The following is an 18,094-nucleotide window of genomic DNA, read 5'->3' on the forward strand; positions in this document are numbered from 1 at the left end:
ATGAGACGCACCCGCATCACCGGCATCACCGCCGGACTCGCCCTCGTCGTCGTCGCGGCCGCCACCGGCGTGAGCGCCCTGGAGGAGGACGGCAAGACCACCGTCACCGCCTACTTCGAACGCGCCACCGGCGTCTACGCCGGATCCGACCTGCGGATCCTCGGCGTCAAGGTCGGGACCGTCGCCTCCGTCGAGCCCCGCGGCGAGGAGGTGAAGGTCGTGCTGCGCCTCGACCACGGCATCGACGTCCCCGAGGACGCCCACGCCGTCGTCGTCGCCCCCAGCCTCGTCGCCGACCGTTACGTCCAGCTCGCCCCGGCCTACGACGGCGGCCCCCGGCTCGCCGACGACGCGGTCCTGCCCGCCGCCCGCAACGCCACCCCCGTCGAGGTGGACGAGCTGTACGCCTCCATCACCGAGCTCTCCACCGCCCTCGGCCCGAACGGCGCCAACGCCGACGGGGCGCTCGCCCGGCTCCTGGACACCGGGGCGAAGAACCTCGACGGCAACGGCAAGGCCATCGGCGACTCCATCGAACAGTTCGGCAAGGCCACCAAGACGCTCGACAAGTCCAGCGGTGACCTGTTCGACACCCTGGCCCACCTCCAGACCTTCACCACCATGCTCAAGGAGAACGACGGCAACGTCCGCAGCGCCGAGCAGCAGCTGAACACGGTCACCTCCTTCCTCGCCGACGACAAGAAGAACCTCAGCGCGGCCCTCAAGGAACTCGGCACCGCCCTCGGCCAGGTCAAGACCTTCATCGCCAAGAACCGCGGCGCGCTCAAGAAGAACGTCGAGGCGCTGGTGCCCGTCACCCAGGCGCTCGTCGACCAGCGCGCCTCGCTCGCCGAGGCGATGGACACCCTCCCGCTCGCCGCGGGCAACGTCCTCAACGCCTACGACCCCGCCAACCGCACCCTCAACGGGCGCACCAACCTCAACGAACTGTCCATGGGGGGACCGCTCGTCGACCCCGGGGCCGCCTCCGCCGCCGGCCGGCTCACCGGCCTCGCCCCCGTCGACGCGACCCGCCGCGAGGCCCTTCCCGTCCTGCCGCTCCCGGAGGTCGGCACGGTCTACGGCACCCCCGAGAAGCACCCCGGCGAGCAGCCCGGCAAGCAGAAGGGAGCGCGACGATGAACGACGACGTCCGGCGCAGACCCGTCGTACGGGCCGCCGTCGCGGCCGTGTCCCTCCTCGCCACCGGTGCGCTGATCGCCCTGGTCGTGGTCCGCCCCGACGGCCCCTCCTTCACCGGCATCGAGCAGATCCCGCTGCCCGGCGGCGCGGAACTCGGTGACCGGCCGTACGAGGTCACCGCCGAGTTCGGCGACGTCCTCAGCCTGGCGCCGCAGTCCTCGGTCAAGGTCAACGACGTGGCCGTGGGGCGCGTCACCAAGATCGCGCTGGCCCCGGACGGCTGGCGGGCCCGGGTCACCATGCGGGTCAACGGGAAGATCAAGCTCCCCGCCAACTCCTACGCCCGCCTCGAACAGTCCAGCCTGCTCGGCGAGAAGTTCATCCAGCTCGCCCCGCCCCCCGAGGGCACCGCACGCGGTTCGCTCGCCGCCGGCGGCCGCATCCCGCACTCCCGCACCAACCGGAACCCGGAGGTCGAAGAGGTCTTCGGGGCCCTGTCCCTGCTCCTCAACGGGGGCGGCGTCAACCAGCTCAAGACCATCACCACCGAACTCAACAAGGCGCTCGCCGGGCAGGAGCCGCAGATCCGCTCCATGCTCAACCGGGTCGACACCCTCGTGACCAACCTGGACGGGAACAAGGGCGACATCACCAGGGCCCTGGACGGCGTCAACCGCCTCGCCGCCACCCTCGCCACCCGCAAGCAGGACGTCGGCACGGTACTCACCGGGCTCAGTCCCGGACTCAAGGTCCTGGAGAAGCAGCGCGGTTCACTGCTGACCATGCTGCGCTCCCTCGACACCCTCTCCACCGTGGCCGTCGACACGATCAACCGGAGCAAAGCCGACATGATCGCCGACCTCAAGGCGCTCGCCCCGACCCTCGAGGCGCTCGCCGACTCCGGCCAGGACCTCCCCGACTCCCTCCAGGTGCTGCTGACCTACCCCTTCACGGACGAGGTGCTCCGCGGCGTCAAGGGCGACTACCTCAACGTCTACCTGGACGTGACGGCCCTGCCCGGTACGCAGATCATCCCCGCCCTCACCCCCGATCCCCCCGGCATCCCGCCGCTGCCCCCGGCCGAGGGCGTGGGCGCGGCGGCCCGGGGTGCGCTGCCCCTGCCCCTGCCGTTGCCCGCCGTGTCAGGAACGCCGAAGACCGGGGCGCCGAAGACCGGGGCGCCGAAGCCCTCGGGGGCTTCGAGCGTCGCGAAGGGGGTGACACCGTGATCACCCTCGCCATCCGGCTGAAGAACCTCGCCTTCCTCGTCATCGCCACGCTGGCCCTCGGCTACCTGGGGGTGCGGTACGCCGATCTCGGCCACTACGTCGGACTGCGCGACTACTACACCGTCACGGTCCGACTCCCGCAGACGGGCGGGCTGTACACCCACTCCAACGTCACCTACCGGGGCGTCTCCGTGGGCCGCGTCGGCCCCATCGAGCTCACCGAGGACGGCGTCGAGGCCGAACTGCGGATCGAGAAGGACGCGCCGCCGATCCCGGACAGCCTCACCGCCGTCGTCGCGAACCTGTCGGCGGTCGGCGAGCAGTACGTCGATCTGCGGCCCACCCGCAAGGAAGGGCCGTTCCTGGGCAACGGCTCGGTCATCGACGAGGCCGACACCACCACCCCCGCGCCCCCGACCGACGTCCTCACCAGCGTCGACGACCTGGCGAGCTCCGTGAACCTGGAGAGCCTGCGGACCGTCGTCGAAGAGTTCGGGGCCGCCTTCGAGGGGCGCGGCGACGACCTCCAGGTCCTGCTGGACACCAGCGGCGACTTCATCGAGGCCGCCGACAAGGCCCTGCCGGTCACCACCCGGCTGATGGCCGACGGCGAGCGCGTCCTGCGCACCCAGGCCGAACAGGGACAGGCGCTCAAGGGCTTCGCCTCGGGGGCCAGGGAACTGGCCGCCGAACTCAAGGGCTCCGACGGTGACCTGCGCCGCCTCATCGCGACCACCCCGGACGCCGCCGTCCAGATCAGCGGGCTGCTGCGCGACCTGGATCCCGCATTCGGCGTCGTCGTCGCCAACCTCCTCACCACCTCGGAGGTCGCTGTCACCCGCCAACGCGGCCTTGAAGAACTTCTCGTGAAGCTGCCCGCCGTGGTCGCCGCCGGATCGAGCGCGGTCGACGACGACGGCGCCCGGTTCGGAATGTCCGTCGCCTTCTTCGAACCGCTGCCGTGCACCGCGGGGTACGGCGGCACGGTCTACCGCAACGGCCTCAACACCTCGGACGGGCCCGCCGTGAACACCGCCGCCCGTTGCACCTCCTCGCCCGGCACCGGCATCAACGTCCGGGGCAGCGCCAACGCCCCCAAGGGCGGACCGGTGCCGAAGCCGGCCGTTCCGGGCTCGATGAAGCTGCCGGGAACCGTGGACGCCGAGTCCGCGACCACAGAGCCGCCGGCCGAGGGCATGGCCGGGCTGCTGGGCCTGGGAGGCGGCTCATGACGCCCCGCACCCGACGCCGGGCCGGCTGGGCCGTGCTGCTCGTCGCCGCCCTGGTCTGCGGCCTGGGGGCCTGGTCGTACGGGCAGGCGCGCGGCGACCGTTCGCTGTCCTACGCGAAGGCCCGCGACACGGCCCTGGCCGACGGCAGACGGCACCTGGCGACGCTGAACAGCCTGGACGGCGAGAACGCGAAGCGGGTCGACGACGGGCTGCGGGCCTGGCTGGACTCCTCCACGGGGCCGCTGCACGACCAACTGGAGCGGACCCGGAAATCCGACGCGAAGTCCCTGACGGCCGCGGGCGACACGGCCCGGGGCAAGGTCACCTCGGCAGCGTTGACCGCACTGGACGAGCGCACGGGCACGGCGGAGCTGATCGCCACCGTGGACGTCGAGGTCACCCCGCGCTCCGGCGCGGCCGGCACCCAGCGCAAGCGGTTCGGGGCGACCCTCGCCCGTACGGCCGACGGCTGGAAGGTCAAGGCGCTCACGGCGATCGGAACGGGCGGCGGCCGATGAGACCGCGGGGAGGAACGGCGACGATGAAGAGCGACACGGTCCTCGATCCCGAGGTGGGCCGGGAAGCCGGATCGGAGACGGCGGACCCGGACGGTGCGGCGGAGGTACACCTCCGGCGGTGGCCACGCGTCCTCGGCGCACTCATGACGGTCGCCCTGATAGCCACGGGCGGCGCCCTGTACGTCGAGGGACGCCACCTGAGGGACACCACGGCCACGGCGAACCTCGCGCTCACCGACGCGGAGGCGACCGCCCGCGTCACCGGTGACGTCAGCAGCGCGCTCGGGAAGATCTTCTCCTACGGTCCCGGGGCCACGGCCGCCACCAGGGCGGCGGCGAAGGAGGTCCTGGCGGGCAAGGCGCTCCAGCAGTACGCGGCGCTGTTCGGCCAGGTCGAGCGGCAGTCCGCCGACCAGAGACTGACGCTCACCACGGAGGTAGTGCGGGCCGGGGTGACCCGGCTGACCGGTAGCAGCGCCCACCTCCTGGTCTTCCTCGACCAGGTCTACGAGCGCCGGGGCCGCGCCCCCACCACCGCCTCCGCACAGCTCACGGTGACCGCGCGCCTGCGCGACGGACGCTGGTGGATCGTCGAGATCGGCTCCACATGACGGCGGGCCGGAGGCGATGGCGCACCGGTCCGGTTCGGCAGGCAGGAGAGAGGCAGCACATGGCACGGCAGCGGACGGCACAGCAGGATCCGGCAGGGCCGGACTCGCCACCGGAGAGTCCGGCCCCGGAGAGTCCGACACCGGCAGGGACGGCGGCACGGGCGGGAACGGTACGGACGGGGGCGCGAAACCCGCTGGTGATCGCCGCACTGGCCCTGGCGCTCTGCGCGGCCGGAGCGGCGGGCTGGGGCGGCTGGCTGCGCTACGAGGCCACGCACGACGACGCGGCGTCCTTCGCGCAGGCGCGGGACGACGCACTGGCGGCGGGCGAGCAGGCGGTGCAGAACATGAACACCCTGGACCACCGCTCCCTGGAGAAGGGGCTCGACAGCTGGGAGCAGTCCACCACGGGCGATCTGCACAGCCAGCTCGTCGACGGACGCGATGCGTTCGCCGAGCAGATCGCCGCCGCCAAGACGGTGAGCACCGCGAAGGTCCTTTCCGGCGCGGTGACCGAGCTCGACCAACGGGCGGGCCGGGCCGGGGTGATGGTGGCGCTACGGGTCACCGTGACCGCGCCGAGGGGTGAACCGGCGGTGAAGGAGAGCCGCTTGCTCGGGAGCCTCACGCGCACCGCCGACGGGTGGAAGCTCAGCGCGCTCGGCCAGGCGCCCGTCGGCGGCACGGGCGGCTGACCCCGGCCCCCACATCCGCCCGCACCCGCCTGCCCCGGAGAGGACCCCGCCCATGTCGACCACCCGTCACCTGGTCAACCGCCGCCGCCGGCTGGCCACGGCACCACCGCGCACACTCGGGGCCGAGACCGACCCGGCACCCGAACAGAGCACCGCCGCCACCGTTGTCACCGCTGCCGAACCGGCGCAGACGGCGGAGAGCACCGACCCCGCCCCCGGCCCCGCCCCCGCCGCTGACGCCGCTGCCGGCTCCGACGAGGCTCCCGACGCCCCGGCGGACGCCCCCCGTGCCAGGGCGTCCCGCCCGCGGTTGTCACTTCCCGCCGTGCTCTGCGCCCTCACCGTCCTCCTCGGAGCCTTCGCCGCCTGGGCGTTCACCTCGGCCGGCAGCCTCCGTGACGAGCCGGCCCGGCGGAACACCGCGCTCACCGACATCGGCCGGACCAGTGAGGTGAAGGGCCGGATCAGCGAGGCGGTCGGCGCGGTGTTCTCGTACGACTACGCCTCGCCCGCCCGGTCCGACCGCGCCGCGAGCACCTATCTGACCGGCCGGGCCGTGCGGCAGCACAAGGACATGCTCGCCGACGTACGGGAGCAGGCCCCGAAGCAGAAACTCGTCCTGACCACCACCGTGACCGGGAGCGGGGTCGAGTTCCTCGACGGCGACCGCGCCCGGCTGCTGATCTTCGCCGACCAGAGCAACACCCGTACCGGCAAGGACGAGGAGACGACGTACGCGGCGGCGATGTTCGCCGTGGACGCCGTCCGCCGCGGGGACACCTGGCTGATCGCCGCCATCGACACGTTCACCCGCTGAGCCCCGGAGAGGGAGTGGAGTCCAGATGAGCTTCAACCGCACGGTGCGCCGACGGCTCGGCACCACGGCCACCGCGGTCGCCGCGATGACCGCGCTCACCGCTTCCCAGGCCCCGGGGATCGCGCTGCCCGAGCCCCGGCAGGGGAAGGCGGCGGCTTCCGACGACGTCGTGTGGAGCGAGGTGCCGGGCGACGACGTGTACCACACCGAGTTGCCTCCGCTGCGGTCCCCGAAGCCGCCCGCTCCTCCGAAGCCCGGCGCGAAGACCGATCCGCTCGTGGCCCGCGCCTGGTCCGAGGCGGGCATTCCGGCGACCGTGCTGGCCGCCTACCGGAAGGCCGAGAGCGCGGTGGGCCGCGGCGACCCGGGCTGCGGGCTCCCCTGGCAGCTGCTCGCGGCGATCGGCAAGGTCGAATCGGGCCAGGCGTCCGGCGGGCGGGTCGACGCCCGAGGGACGACGCTCACCCCGATCCTCGGCCCCGCGCTCGACGGCAACGGCTTCGCCCTGATCCGGGACACCGACGACGGGGCGTACGACGGCGACCGCGCCTACGACCGGGCCGTCGGACCGATGCAGTTCATCCCCTCGACCTGGGCGGCCTGGGGCGCGGACGGCAACGGCGACGGCCGCCGGGACCCGGACAACGTCTACGACGCGGCGCTCGCCGCCGGGCGCTACCTCTGTGCCGGGAACCGCGACCTGACCCGCCGCTCCGACCTGGACCGGGCGATCCTCAGCTACAACCGGTCGGAGACGTATCTGCGGACCGTGCTGTCCTGGCTGGAGTTCTACCGCAGCGGAAGCCATGCGGTCGCCGACGGCCAGGGCGTCCTCCCGGCCAGCCCCGGCCCCGGTGGGAAGACCCCACCCAGATCCTCCGTCGGCGGGCCCGGCGCGCCGGAACGTCCCGGCAAGGGCGACGGAGGTGTCGTGGTCGGCCCGCAGCCCACCCGGCCGCCGAGTCCGACGCCCACTCCCCGTCCCACGGGTCCCGGCTCACCGAGCCCGAGCCCCGACCCGACAGACCCCGGCCCCACCGACCCCGGCCCGAGCCCCGACCCGACCGGCCCGACCGACCCGGGCCCCACCGATCCGGGCCCGAGTCCCAGCCCCGGCCCGACGGACCCCGGCCCCACGCCGTCGCCCGACCCCACCACCTCGCCCGACCCCGGCGAGACCGGCCCGGGCTGCCCCGACGGCACTCCGTCACCGCCGCCGTCCGAACCTTCGCCGAGCGAGCCGGCCTCGACAGAAGCACACGGTTCCGCCGACCCCTGCGCACCGGAGGGGAAGCCGGGCTCCTGACCCGTACCAGGAGGGGCCTCCGTACGGGGCGGCTCCCCGCCCCGCCATGGCCGGGGCGGGGAATCACTCCCGTCGGGGATGGTCGCCCGGCCCGTGGGCCCCGCCGGTCAGGGGGGTGGGCGAGAGATCCGTCTGTTCCTCACCCGGCTCCAGCAGGGTGTCCGCGGGACCCACGATGAGAGGATCCGGGGCTCCTACGCCCTTCTCGTCCTTGCTGTCGTAGTCGAAACGCCACAGAAGGCTGCGCATCGCCTCCAGCCGGCCGCGCTTCTTGTCGTTGTTCTTCACCACGGTCCACGGCGCGCACTCGGTGTCCGTGGACCGGAACATCTCGACCTTCGCGGCGGTGTACTCGTCCCAGAGATCCAAGGAGGCCACGTCGGTCGGCGACAGCTTCCACTGGCGTACCGGGTCGACCTGCCGGATCGCGAAGCGCGTCCGCTGCTCGGCGCGGGAGACCGAGAACCAGAACTTCACCAGCAGGACACCGTCATCGACGAGCATCCGCTCGAACTGCGGGGCCTGCTTCAGGAAGTGCTTGTACTGCTCCGGTGTGCAGAAGCCCATCACCCTTTCCACCCCGGCCCGGTTGTACCAGGAGCGGTCGAAGAAGACGATCTCGCCGGCGGTCGGAAGGTGTGCCACGTACCGCTGGAAGTACCACTGTCCGCTCTCCTGCTCGGTGGGCTTCTCCAGGGCGACCACGCGCGCCCCACGCGGGTTGAGCCGCTCGGTGAACCGCTGGATCGTGCCGCCCTTGCCCGCCGCGTCGCGGCCCTCGCACAGGACCACCAGCCGCTGCCCGCTCTCGCGGACCCACCGCTGGAGCTTCAGGAGCTCGATCTGGAGGAATCGTTTCTCCCGTTCGTACTCCCTGCGGCGCACCTTCCGGTCGTACGGATGGTTCTCCCGCCACGTCTCAAGAGGACGGCCCTGCTCGTCGAGGAGCACGGGCTGCTCGGGGCGCCGACCGTCGACGGTCAGTCCCTTCAGCAGCTCCGCGGGGTCGGTGTTCCGGCCGTCGTCGGTCATGGTCGTGTCCCCGTTCGCTTCGCATGCTCCGGTGCGGCGGGAGAGGGCCCACCCGCCGCGGACGAGCCCTCTCCCGCACGGGAATGTTCCCCGGCAGCCGCCGGGCATGTCCGAGCGGGCGCGGTGACCGGGGTCAGCCGCCCGACAGCACCTCGGACAGGTCGAAGGAGACGACCTCCTCCAACTGCGCGTACGTACAGCCGGCGGGGGACCGGTCCGGCCGCCACCGACGGAACTGGGTGGTGTGCCGGAACCGGTCGCCCTCCATGTGGTCGTAGGCCACCTCGCACACCCGCTCCGGGCGCAGTGGCACCCAGGACTGGTCCTTCTTGCCCGACCAGCGGTTCTGCGTCCCCGGCAGCCGGGACTGCTCGTGCGCCGCCGCGTCCGCCCAGGCGCCCCACGGATGACCGGCGGACTCGACGCGGAGTGGCGCGAGCTCCTCGGCCAGCTCGGCGCGCCGTTTCATCGGGAAGGCCGCGCAGACCCCGACGTGGTGGAACACGCCGTCGGCGTCGTACAGGCCGAGCAGGAGCGAGCCGACGACCGGGCCGCTCTTGTGTTCGCGATAGCCCGCCACCACGACGTCGGCGGTCCGCTCGTGCTTGATCTTGTACATCGCCCGGGCGTCCGGCCGGTACGGGAGATCGAGCGGTTTCGCCACGATCCCGTCGAGCCCGGCCCCCTCGTACCGGTCGAACCACTCCCGGGCGACCTCGATGTCCGTGGTGGCCGGGGCGAGGAACACGGGCGGGGACGCTTCCGCGAGCGCGGCCCTCAGCACCTCCCGCCGGTCCGCCTGCCGGGTGGGGAGGAGGGAGGTGTCGTCGACGGCGAGGACGTCGAAGGCGATCAGGCTCGCCGGGGTCTGCTCGGCGAGCAGCCGGACCCGGGAGTCCGCCGGATGGATGCGCTCGCTGAGCCGGTCGAAGTCGAGCCGCCCCTCGTGGGCGATGACGATCTCCCCGTCGATCACACAGCGCGGCGGGAGACTCTCCCGTACGACGTCGACCAGGTCGGGGAAGTAGCGGGTCAGGGACTTGCCCGTGCGGCTGCCGATCTCCACCTCGTCCCCGTCCCGGTACACGATCGCCCGGAAGCCGTCCCACTTCGCCTCGTAGCTCATGCCCGGCGGGATCTTGGAGACCGACTTGGCGAGCATCGGCTTCACGGGCGGCATCACCGGCAGGTCCATGGGCCGATTCTGGACCGCGATCGCGCGCGTGTCTCCCGATGTGCGGCATATGTGCGACCCGCCTACGGTGGCCGTCATGGGAGCAGCGGTGGAGCTGGACGCGGGCGGACGGGCCGTGAGGCTGTCCAACCCGGACAAGGTGTACTTCCCGGAGAAGGGCTACACCAAGAGGGACGTGGCCGAGTACTTCCTGGCGGTGGGGCCGGGGATCACCCGCGCCCTCGACCACCGGCCGACCACGCTCCAGCGCTTCGTCGACGGGGTGGAGGGCGACTTCTTCTACCAGAAGCGCGCCCCGAAGAACCTCCCCGAGTGGATCCCCACCGCCCGCATCTCCTTCCCCAGCGGCCGGCCCGCCGACGAGATCTGCCCCACCGAGCTCGCCGCCGTCATCTGGGCCGCCAACCTCGGCACCCTCACGTTCCACCCGTGGCCGGTCCGCGCCGGGGACACCGACCACCCGGACGAACTCCGCATCGACCTGGACCCGCAGCCCGGCACCGACTACGCAGACGCCGTCACCGCCGCCCACGAGCTGCGCTCCGTCCTGGAGGACCACGGCGTACGCGGCTGGCCCAAGACCTCCGGCGGCCGGGGCATCCACGTCTTCGTGCCCATCGAGCCCGCCTGGACCTTCACCGAGGTGCGGCGCGCCACCATCGCCGCCGGGCGCGAACTGGAGCGGCGGATGCCCGAGCGGGTGACGACCGCCTGGTGGAAGGAGGAGCGCGGCGAGCGGATCTTCGTGGACTTCAACCAGACCGCCCGCGACCGCACCATCGCCTCCGCCTACTCCGTACGCCCCTTCCCGCACGCCCCGGTCTCCGCGCCGCTGCGCTGGGAGGAGATCGACGACGCCGAACCGCGCGACTTCGACATCGTCACGCTCCCGGCGCGCTACGCCGAACTCGGCGACGTGCACGCGGACATGGACCAGGAGGCGTTCCGGCTCGACGCCCTGCTGGAGCTGGCCGACCGGGACGAGAAGGAACGCGGGCTCGGCGACATGCCGTACCCGCCGGAGTATCCGAAGATGCCCGGCGAGCCCAAGCGCGTCCAGCCCAGCCGTGCCCGCCACGATGACGACGACGGTGAGATGGCGTGAGCGGGAGCGGCGACCGGCACGGTGCGCACGGGCGGCCGCCCACCCTCCGCGAGCGCTGGGAGGCGTACAAGAACAGCCCGTTCCTCCCCGCGACCGTCCTCGTCCTGATCGTCGCCGCCGCGGCCGGTCTCTTCGCCGGCTCCTACACGTACGCGATGGCCGACCCCACCCCGCACCGCATCCCCGCCGCCCTGGTCACCCGGCCGGAGGCGGCGCGCGGCGAGGCGTTCGTCGCGGGCATGGAGAAGGCCCTCGACGCCTCCCTCGAAGTGCGCGACTACCCCGACATCGCCGACGCCCGCCGCGCCCTGGACGAGCAGAAGGTCTTCGCCATCGTGCGCGCGTCCGACGGGGGAGTGGCGCTCGACGTGGCCGGAGCCTCCGGAGCGTCCGTGGCCGAGCTGCTCGGCAAGGCGGGTCTGGAGGTGGGCGAGGCCACCGGGGTCGAGGTCACCGTCCGGGACATCAAGCCGCTCCAGCGGGGCGACCCGCGCGGACTCGCCCTGTTCTACATCTCGCTGGCCGCCGTGATCATGGGCTTCCTCGGCGCGATCCAGCTCAGCGTGCACGCCCACGGCCTCAACCCGGCCGAGCGGATCGCCTTCACCGTCGCCTACGCCCTGCTCGGCGGGTTCGCCATCGCGGCGGCCGTGGACTGGTGGCTCGGGGCGGTGGACCTGCCGTTCGTCCAGTCCTGGCTGATCCTGGCGTTCACGATGTTCACCTCCGGCATGGTCTTCACCATGTTCAACACGTTGATGGGCCGCTGGGCGATGATCCCCACCTGGGGCGTCATGGTGCTGCTGGGCAACCCGTCCTCCGGCGGCGCGGTGTCCTGGCCGCTGCTGCCCTCGGCGCTCGGGCACATCGGCCGCTGGCTGCCGCCGGGAGCCTCCGTCAACGCCCAGCACACCGCCGTCTACTACCAGGGCCACCAGTTCGTCTTCCCGTACCTGGTCCTCGCCGGCTGGGCGCTGGTCTCGTGCACGGTGTTCTGGGTGTGGCGGCACCGACACCCCGGTGGCCGCGCCCGCACGCCGGAGCATGCGGACGCGGCCACCTGAGCGGGCCCCGCGGCCTACAGCTCCTTGATCCGGATGTCGCGGTACGAGATGACGTCGGTGACGCCGTGCACCTGGAGCCCGATGTAACCGGAGGCGAACCGCCGGCCGTCGGTGCCCGGGTCGTCGCCCCGCGGCGGCTCGAAGAGCTGACCGCCGGTGTTGTCGAACTCGTTGATCAGGACACCGTTGCGGTAGATCTCGTAGTGCTGGTCCACCACCTTGATCTCGTAGTCGTTCCAAGTCCCCTTCGGGGTGACCCCGGCGCCGCCGAGACCCACCCGGTCGAAGCCGTACACCGAACCGGTCTTGTACATGTCGCCGTCCGGCCGGTCGTTGACCTGGATCTCATGGCCGTACTTGATGGCGACCCACTCCGGACGCGACTCCTCCGGGTGGTCGTGGACCTTCGGGAAACGGACGAAGACCCCGCCGTTGGCGTTGCCCGAGCCCGGGGCGTCGTCCCGCCACTGGAGCTTGAGCGAGTAGTCGCCGTAGGCCCGGTTCGGCAGCCACAGCATGCCCATTCCACCGACCGTGGTGGAGCTGGTGATGGAGCCTTCCTCCTCGTTGAGCTCGAACTTGCCGCCGCCCACGTGCTGCCACTTGGCGAGCGAGGCCGCCGTGCCGTCGAAGAGCTTGGTGTAGCCCTCGACCTGGCCCGGCTTCCCGATGCCCGACTGCTTCGCGGCCTGGTTGATCGCCCGACGCTCGCGCAGGTCGATGACGCCGTCGGTCTTCAGCCTGTCGAGCACCGACGTCACGTGCTTGAGGAACAGCGCGTGGGAGGACCAGTCCTTCTCGTCCTCGATCAGCTCGTTGATCGTGCAGCGGTTACGGGTGATCCGGTTCGGGACGCCCGTGTCGATCGTGCCGACGAAGACGGTGTGCCGTTCGTCGAACTCCGCGCAGTTCGGCGCGGGAACCCCGCCGCCCTGGGCGATGGTGAACGACACCTTCTTCGCCTCGGAGGTGTTGCCCGCCTTGTCCGTCGCCCGGTGGGCGATGGAGTGGTAGCCGACCCGGTCGACGATCACCGGGGTGGTGTAGGCGAGGTACGGTCCGCCGTCGAGGCTGTACTCGACCTTGTCCACGCCCGAGTCGTCGTCGGTCGCCGAGACGGTGGCCTTGGCGCTGGTGATGAACGCGCCGTCGCTGTTCTTGTCGCCCTCGACCTTCACCGAGGTCTCCGGCGCCGTCCGGTCCTGCGACGGCGGCTCGACCACGGTGAAGTCGACGGCCTTCTCGTCCGCCACGTTGCCCGACCGGTCGGTGGCCCGGTAGCGGACCTGGTGCTCGCCCACCTCGTGGACCATCACCGGTGCGGTGTACGGCTGCCACGCACCGTCCGCGCCGAGCGCGTACTCGATGGTGTTGACGCCGGACCCGGTGTCGGACGCGGTCACGGTGACCGTGGCCATCCCCAGGTACGCGCCCGCGTCGTCCTTCTCGCCCGAGACGGTCGCCGAGGTCTCCGGCGGCGTCTTGTCGTCGGTCGGCGGCGCGGCGACCGCGAAGTCGACGGACTTCTCCGTCGCCACGTTCCCGGCCTTGTCGGTGGCCCGGTAGCGGACCGTGTGGTCGCCGACCTCGTTCACCACGACGGGCGCGGTGTAGGGCTGCCACTCGCCGTCCGCCCCGAGGGCGAACTCGACGGTGTCGACGCCGGAGCCCGTGTCCGTGGCCTCGACGGCGACCGTGGCCTGGCCGATGTACGCGCCGTCGCCGTCTCTGTCACCGTCGACCTTCGCCGAGGTCGCGGGGGCCTCGGTGTCCTCGCCGCTGCCCTCGGTGACGGTCAGGATGCCCTGCATCATGCCGTGGCCGGGGATCGTGCAGTGGTAGAAGTACCGGCCGGGCGAGAGCGTGACCTCCACGCTGTGCTTTCCGCCCTCGGCGTCGCCCGGGTTGGCCAGGATGTTCAGCTGGACGTCGTTGTTGAACTCCGGGTCCGACACGCCGAACGTCAGCGTGTGCGGCATGCTCGTCGTGTTCCCGGTGGCCGTGCTGTTCTCGAAGACGATGGTCGCCTTGCCGGCCACCGCCGTCTTCGGCGCGGACAGGTAGCGGTCGATCGGGTCGCCCGCGGTCCAGGTCAGCACCTGGTCGGCGGCGGCCGCCGGGGGAGTGTCGTCCCCCTTGCCGTACGCGGCCGTCGAGGTCAGTCCGAGGACCATCAGTAGGGAGGCCAGCAGGGCCACCCAGAAGCTCGGCGGACGGTGCCGCCCGCGTGCGAGGTGCGGGTGATGTCTCACTTCGCTGCCGCCTTTCCGACGAGGTCCTTGGCGGCCGGGGTCGCGGCGCCGCCCTTGTAGGTCACGCGCCACAACGCGGACTTGGGGTCGGAGGTGAAGAAGCCGCGCCCGTAGTCCAGGACGTAGAGCGAACCGTCCGGCGCGAACTTCCAGTCCATCAGGTTGCGGATGCCGTCCGCCCCGACCGGGATGATCTTCTTCAACGACTCGGCGTGCGTGGGCAGTCCGCCCTTGCCGACCGTCCTCGGGTCGGTGAGCACGGCGTGCCGGGGCTGGGTGTCGTCGTAGAAGTCTCCGACGAACCACTTGCCGTCCCAGTAGGCGGGCCACTTGGCGGTGGACTCGCTCCGCGCGTCGTAGCGGTAGAGCGGGCCGTTCATCGTGGCCTGCCCGCCGCCCTTGAGCCAGGGGAGCAGCTGCTTGCCCTCCTCCGCCTTGTAGCTCGGTACGCCGTTCTCGTCGCGCGGGTAGTCGACCCCGCCGCCCTGCGGGGAGTACCAGATGGTGTTCGGGGTCACCGGCGGGATCTTGACGAGGCCGTCGTTGTGCGGCGACTCGTTCTTCGGGGCGTCGCAGTCGTACCAGCCCAGCGGCTTGCTCGGGTCGGGGAGATTACGGTCCCGGTAGGGCTGGTTGTTGCCCATGCAGTACGGCCAGCCGTGGTTGCCCGCCTTGGTGATCGCGGCGAACGTGTCGTACTTCGCCGGGCCCCAGGTGGTGGACGGGGCGCCCGCGTCGGGGCCGACCCACCCCGCGTACAGCGTGTCCGTCGCGGTGTCGATCGAGATGCGGGCCGGGTTGCGCACGCCCATCACGTAGATCTCGCCGCGGGTCTTCCCGCCGCCCTCGTCCGGCTCCTCGCCGGTGAAGAGGTTGCCGGACGGCAGGGTGTAGGTGCCGTCGTCCTCCGGGTGGATCCGCAGGATCTTCCCGTTGAGGTTGTTGGTGTTGCCGGCGGTGCGGCGCGCGTCGGCGAAGCCGACGCCCTTGTAGTTCGGCTCCGGGTTGTTGCCGGAGTAACCGCCGCTGAAACCGGAGGAGTTGTTGTCACCGGTCGCGATGTACAGGTTGTCGTCGGAGTCCCAGGCCATGCCACCGCCCGCGTGGCAGCAGCTGTTGATCTGCACCGGCCAGCCGAGCAGCACCTTCTCCGAGGCCAGGTCCAGCCTGCCGGTCGCGGAGTCGAAGGTGAAGCGGGAGACCTGACGGGTCGCCATGCGCTTGTCGCGGTCGATCTTCGCGTGCGGTGTGTAGTGCAGATACACCCACCCGTTGGACGCGAAGTCCGGGTCCAGCTCGATGCCGAGCAATCCCTCCTCGACCTTGACCAGTTCGTCGCCGCCGCCCTTGTTGCCGAAGACGTCCAGCGCACCGGCCAGGGTGACCTTCCCGGTCTTCGGGTCGTAGACGTGGATCTCGCCCTTGCCCTTGCCGATGTTCGGGTCGTTCCAGTCGATGACGACCGGGACGGAGCTGTCGGCCCCGCCGCGCCCGATGTAGAAGACCCGGCCGTCCGGCGCGGTCACCAGACCGTGCGGTTCGCCGATCTGGTCGTTCTGGCCCGGCTGGTTGGGCTGGGTCAGGCGCTCGGCGGTGTAGTTGGAGGTGATCGTCGCCTTGCAGTCGGCCTGCGAGGTCCGGTTCGTCCAGGCGAGGGCGCCGCGCAGATGGTCGCGGAAGTCGGTCTCCGCGAAGCTGTCCGCCGTACCACCCATGGCCGTGTAGAAGGACCGGCCGCCGTCGTAGTCGCGGCACCAGGAGACCGGATGGTCCCAGCCGTTGGCGCTCGCACCCGGCTTGTACGTCAACTCCCGCACGCGCGCCACGGTGTGGACGTCGCCGGACGGGTTCTTCGTCCAGTTGAGCCACTTGTCGGGGCGCTTCCACTCCAACGGCAGGTTCTTGGTGGCCGGGTGGACCCGGTCGCCGATCTCCACGGTCGCCCGCTGCGTGGACGCCGGGCTGTTCGCCGCGGGGCGCGCTCCGACCAGACCGGTGAACCAGTCCGAGTACGGTTCGGTCCGCGCCGCGTCATGGATGCCGAGGAAACCGCCGCCCGCCTCCATGTAGGCCTCCAGGCCCGCTTCCTGCTCCGGGTCGAGGACGTCGCCCCCGCCGGTCAGGAAGACGACGGCGTGGAACGAGCCGAGCCGCTTGCCGTTGGTGAAGACCCGGGGGTCGGCCGTGGCCACGGTGGCGAACCTTCCGGCCTCCGGGCCGCTCAGCCCGATCTTCTCGATCGCCGCGATACCGGCGTCCGTGTACGGTGCCTCGTCGCCGGCCGAGGCGTGGAAGACCAGCACCTTGACCTGCTTGGCGGAACCGGGCGGAGTCGGCAAGGACAACGTTGTCGCCATCTTCTCGACCAGAGCCCGGTCCGGCGACTGGTCCGCGCTGGCCGGGCCGCCGCCGCCCAGCATGGACACGGTCAGTGCGCCGGCCGCCACGGCCGCCGCGAGGCCGCGTCGTGATCTGGACCGGTGATGTGATGCGCGCTGCATGTGGTCACCCACCCCTCTGGGGTCACTGCACCTCTCGGTGACTGTGGCTTGCTCACTCTTCGTCGGTACCTCTTGATTCACTGTGACAGCGCACGAAGCTAGACCTCTTTTCGCGGTACGCCAATAGGTACGGCAGCAATCGTGTGAACTTTGTCCTGGGTGTGGATAAACGAGGGTGCCCCGGCTACGGTGTGGCCCGTTCCGGGATCCCGTGAGCGCCGTTCCGTTTCCTGTGGCATCGCCAGTTCTCTTATCGCAGTGGGGAGTTCGACATGGACCGAAGGACCTTCAGTCGGCGGATGCTGGTCGGTGGCGCAGCCGCGGCCGCGACCGGGGTGACATCGTTGTCTCTCGGGGCGGTGGAGGCGAGCTCGGCCGAGAACCCACCCCGTACGGCCCCGGCCGGCGGGGTGGTGCGACGGCTGAGGATGTACGCCGAGAAGTTGCCGAACGGCGAGCTGGGCTACGGCTTCGAGAAGGGCAAGGCCTCGATCCCCGGTCCCCTCATCGAGCTGAACGAGGGCGACACGGTGCACATCGAGTTCGAGAACCTCACCGACGTCGACGCCAGCCTCCACGTCCACGGCGTCGACTACGACATCGCCAACGACGGCACCCGGATGAACAGGAGTCACGTCGAGCCGGGCGGCACCCGGACGTACACCTGGCGCACCCACGCCCCGCGCCTCCGCAAGGACGGCACCTACGAGCCGGGCAGCGCGGGCTACTGGCACTACCACGACCACGTCGTCGGCACGGACCACGGCACCGGCGGCATCCGCAAGGGGCTGTACGGGCCGGTCGTCGTGCGTCGCAAGGGCGACATCCTGCCCGACCAGACCTGCACGGTCGTCTTCAACGACATGATGATCAACAACAAGACGGCCCACAACAGCGTCAACTTCGAGGCCACGGTGGGTGATCGGCTCGAATTCGTGATGATCACGCACGGTGAGTACTACCACACCTTCCATATCCACGGTCACCGCTGGGCGGACAACCGGACCGGCATCCTCACCGGCCCCGACGACCCGAGCCGGGTCATCGACAACAAGATCTGCGGCCCCGCGGACTCCTTCGGCCTCCAGATCATCGCGGGCGAACGCGTGGGCGCGGGTGCGTGGATGTACCACTGCCATGTCCAGAGCCACTCCGACATGGGGATGGCCGGGCTCCTGCTGATCAAGAAGCCCGACGGCACCATTCCAGGCTACGAACCCCACCACGCGGCGGGCGGCGCGGAGAAGAAGGCCGAGGAGAAGAGCGGCACGCAGAGCGCGGAGGAGAAGTCCGGGAAGGCCGCCGGGGAGCACCAGCACTGACCCCGTCCGTGCCCCTGCCTGTCACGGGGCTCGGGGAGGGGAGGGGCCCGGTCATGGACGGCGGCTGGCCCC

The 18,094-nt window shown here is 71.3% G+C and carries 15 protein-coding genes; 11 read left to right on the plus strand and 4 right to left on the minus strand.

Annotated elements, in window-relative coordinates:
* The 8 genes from ACH4RG_RS18550 to ACH4RG_RS18585 all read left to right on the plus strand — a co-directional run bounded on the left by ACH4RG_RS18550 (position 1) and on the right by ACH4RG_RS18585 (position 7,551).
* Positions 1-1,143 (plus strand): MCE family protein, encoded by a 1,143-nt coding sequence (locus ACH4RG_RS18550; protein WP_398539842.1) that lies wholly within the window; start codon positions 1-3, stop codon positions 1,141-1,143.
* On the plus strand, positions 1,140-2,372 hold the full coding sequence (locus ACH4RG_RS18555) for an MCE family protein (RefSeq protein WP_398539843.1): 1,233 nt from the start codon (positions 1,140-1,142) through the stop codon (positions 2,370-2,372). The genes ACH4RG_RS18550 and ACH4RG_RS18555 overlap by 4 nt, the downstream gene beginning before the upstream one ends.
* Positions 2,369-3,604, plus strand: a complete 1,236-nt coding sequence (locus ACH4RG_RS18560) for an MlaD family protein (RefSeq protein WP_398539844.1) — start codon at positions 2,369-2,371, stop codon at positions 3,602-3,604. Before ACH4RG_RS18555 ends, ACH4RG_RS18560 begins: the two co-directional genes overlap by 4 nt.
* Positions 3,601-4,122 (plus strand): hypothetical protein, encoded by a 522-nt coding sequence (locus ACH4RG_RS18565; RefSeq protein ID WP_397917464.1) that lies wholly within the window; start codon positions 3,601-3,603, stop codon positions 4,120-4,122. The genes ACH4RG_RS18560 and ACH4RG_RS18565 overlap by 4 nt, the downstream gene beginning before the upstream one ends.
* 23 nt (positions 4,123-4,145) lie before the next feature.
* A complete protein-coding gene (locus tag ACH4RG_RS18570) occupies positions 4,146-4,733 on the plus strand; it encodes a hypothetical protein (RefSeq protein WP_397927115.1) in 588 nt (195 codons plus the stop codon).
* A gap of 197 nt (positions 4,734-4,930) precedes the next feature.
* Positions 4,931-5,428, plus strand: coding sequence for a nuclear transport factor 2 family protein (locus ACH4RG_RS18575; RefSeq protein WP_397917466.1), 498 nt, complete (start codon positions 4,931-4,933; stop codon positions 5,426-5,428).
* Positions 5,429-5,480: 52 nt separating this feature from the next.
* Positions 5,481-6,245 carry a hypothetical protein gene (locus tag ACH4RG_RS18580; protein WP_398539845.1) on the plus strand — a complete coding sequence of 255 codons (765 nt, stop codon included), beginning with the start codon at positions 5,481-5,483 and terminating at the stop codon, positions 6,243-6,245.
* A 25-nt stretch (positions 6,246-6,270) separates the two neighbouring features.
* On the plus strand, positions 6,271-7,551 hold the full coding sequence (locus ACH4RG_RS18585) for a lytic transglycosylase domain-containing protein (protein ID WP_398539846.1): 1,281 nt from the start codon (positions 6,271-6,273) through the stop codon (positions 7,549-7,551).
* A 63-nt stretch (positions 7,552-7,614) separates the two neighbouring features.
* On the opposite strand, the gene ppk2 is transcribed toward ACH4RG_RS18585, so the two are convergent.
* A complete protein-coding gene (gene ppk2 / locus ACH4RG_RS18590; RefSeq protein WP_397917469.1) occupies positions 7,615-8,583 on the minus strand; it encodes a polyphosphate kinase 2 in 969 nt (322 codons plus the stop codon).
* A gap of 133 nt (positions 8,584-8,716) precedes the next feature.
* Positions 8,717-9,778: an ATP-dependent DNA ligase gene (locus ACH4RG_RS18595; protein WP_397917470.1), complete on the minus strand. Its 1,062-nt coding sequence runs from the start codon at positions 9,776-9,778 to the stop codon at positions 8,717-8,719.
* A 76-nt stretch (positions 9,779-9,854) separates the two neighbouring features.
* On the opposite strand from ACH4RG_RS18595, the gene ligD reads away from it, so the two are divergent.
* Together ligD and ACH4RG_RS18605 are read left to right on the plus strand one after the other, a co-directional pair.
* Positions 9,855-10,883, plus strand: a complete 1,029-nt coding sequence (ligD, locus tag ACH4RG_RS18600; protein ID WP_397917471.1) for a non-homologous end-joining DNA ligase — start codon at positions 9,855-9,857, stop codon at positions 10,881-10,883.
* Positions 10,880-11,947 carry an ABC transporter permease gene (locus ACH4RG_RS18605; RefSeq protein ID WP_397927118.1) on the plus strand — a complete coding sequence of 356 codons (1,068 nt, stop codon included), beginning with the start codon at positions 10,880-10,882 and terminating at the stop codon, positions 11,945-11,947. Before ligD ends, ACH4RG_RS18605 begins: the two co-directional genes overlap by 4 nt.
* A gap of 14 nt (positions 11,948-11,961) precedes the next feature.
* Here ACH4RG_RS18605 and ACH4RG_RS18610 read toward each other — a convergent pair whose 3' ends face one another.
* Positions 11,962-14,199 (minus strand): OmpL47-type beta-barrel domain-containing protein, encoded by a 2,238-nt coding sequence (locus ACH4RG_RS18610; RefSeq protein WP_398539847.1) that lies wholly within the window; start codon positions 14,197-14,199, stop codon positions 11,962-11,964.
* The gene (locus tag ACH4RG_RS18615; RefSeq protein WP_397917474.1) at positions 14,196-16,700 is read right to left on the minus strand and encodes a ThuA domain-containing protein; all 2,505 of its coding nucleotides are present in this window, start codon (positions 16,698-16,700) and stop codon (positions 14,196-14,198) included. The genes ACH4RG_RS18610 and ACH4RG_RS18615 overlap by 4 nt, the downstream gene beginning before the upstream one ends.
* A 272-nt stretch (positions 16,701-16,972) precedes the next feature.
* Here ACH4RG_RS18615 and ACH4RG_RS18620 point away from each other — a divergent pair, with 272 nt between their 5' ends.
* The gene (locus ACH4RG_RS18620) at positions 16,973-18,022 is read left to right on the plus strand and encodes a multicopper oxidase domain-containing protein (RefSeq protein WP_397917475.1); all 1,050 of its coding nucleotides are present in this window, start codon (positions 16,973-16,975) and stop codon (positions 18,020-18,022) included.
* Positions 18,023-18,094 lie beyond the last annotated feature (72 nt).

Origin of the sequence: Streptomyces sp. NPDC021019, assembly GCF_044333295.1 — a bacterium.
Lineage (GTDB): Bacteria > Actinomycetota > Actinomycetes > Streptomycetales > Streptomycetaceae > Streptomyces.

Bases quoted from the DNA above. Each gene is read 5' to 3' on its own strand.
- ACH4RG_RS18585 (WP_398539846.1), top strand. From the start codon at position 6,271: ATGAGCTTCAACCGCACGGTGCGCCGACGGCTCGGCACCACGGCCACC.
- ACH4RG_RS18550 (WP_398539842.1), top strand. From the start codon at position 1: ATGAGACGCACCCGCATCACCGGCATCACCGCCGGACTCGCCCTCGTC.
- ACH4RG_RS18565 (WP_397917464.1), top strand. From the start codon at position 3,601: ATGACGCCCCGCACCCGACGCCGGGCCGGCTGGGCCGTGCTGCTCGTC.
- ACH4RG_RS18615 (WP_397917474.1), bottom strand. From the start codon at position 16,700: ATGCAGCGCGCATCACATCACCGGTCCAGATCACGACGCGGCCTCGCG.
- ACH4RG_RS18580 (WP_398539845.1), top strand. From the start codon at position 5,481: ATGTCGACCACCCGTCACCTGGTCAACCGCCGCCGCCGGCTGGCCACG.
- ppk2 (WP_397917469.1), bottom strand. From the start codon at position 8,583: ATGACCGACGACGGCCGGAACACCGACCCCGCGGAGCTGCTGAAGGGA.
- ACH4RG_RS18570 (WP_397927115.1), top strand. From the start codon at position 4,146: ATGAAGAGCGACACGGTCCTCGATCCCGAGGTGGGCCGGGAAGCCGGA.
- ACH4RG_RS18620 (WP_397917475.1), top strand. From the start codon at position 16,973: ATGGACCGAAGGACCTTCAGTCGGCGGATGCTGGTCGGTGGCGCAGCC.
- ACH4RG_RS18595 (WP_397917470.1), bottom strand. From the start codon at position 9,778: ATGGACCTGCCGGTGATGCCGCCCGTGAAGCCGATGCTCGCCAAGTCG.
- ligD (WP_397917471.1), top strand. From the start codon at position 9,855: ATGGGAGCAGCGGTGGAGCTGGACGCGGGCGGACGGGCCGTGAGGCTG.
- ACH4RG_RS18555 (WP_398539843.1), top strand. From the start codon at position 1,140: ATGAACGACGACGTCCGGCGCAGACCCGTCGTACGGGCCGCCGTCGCG.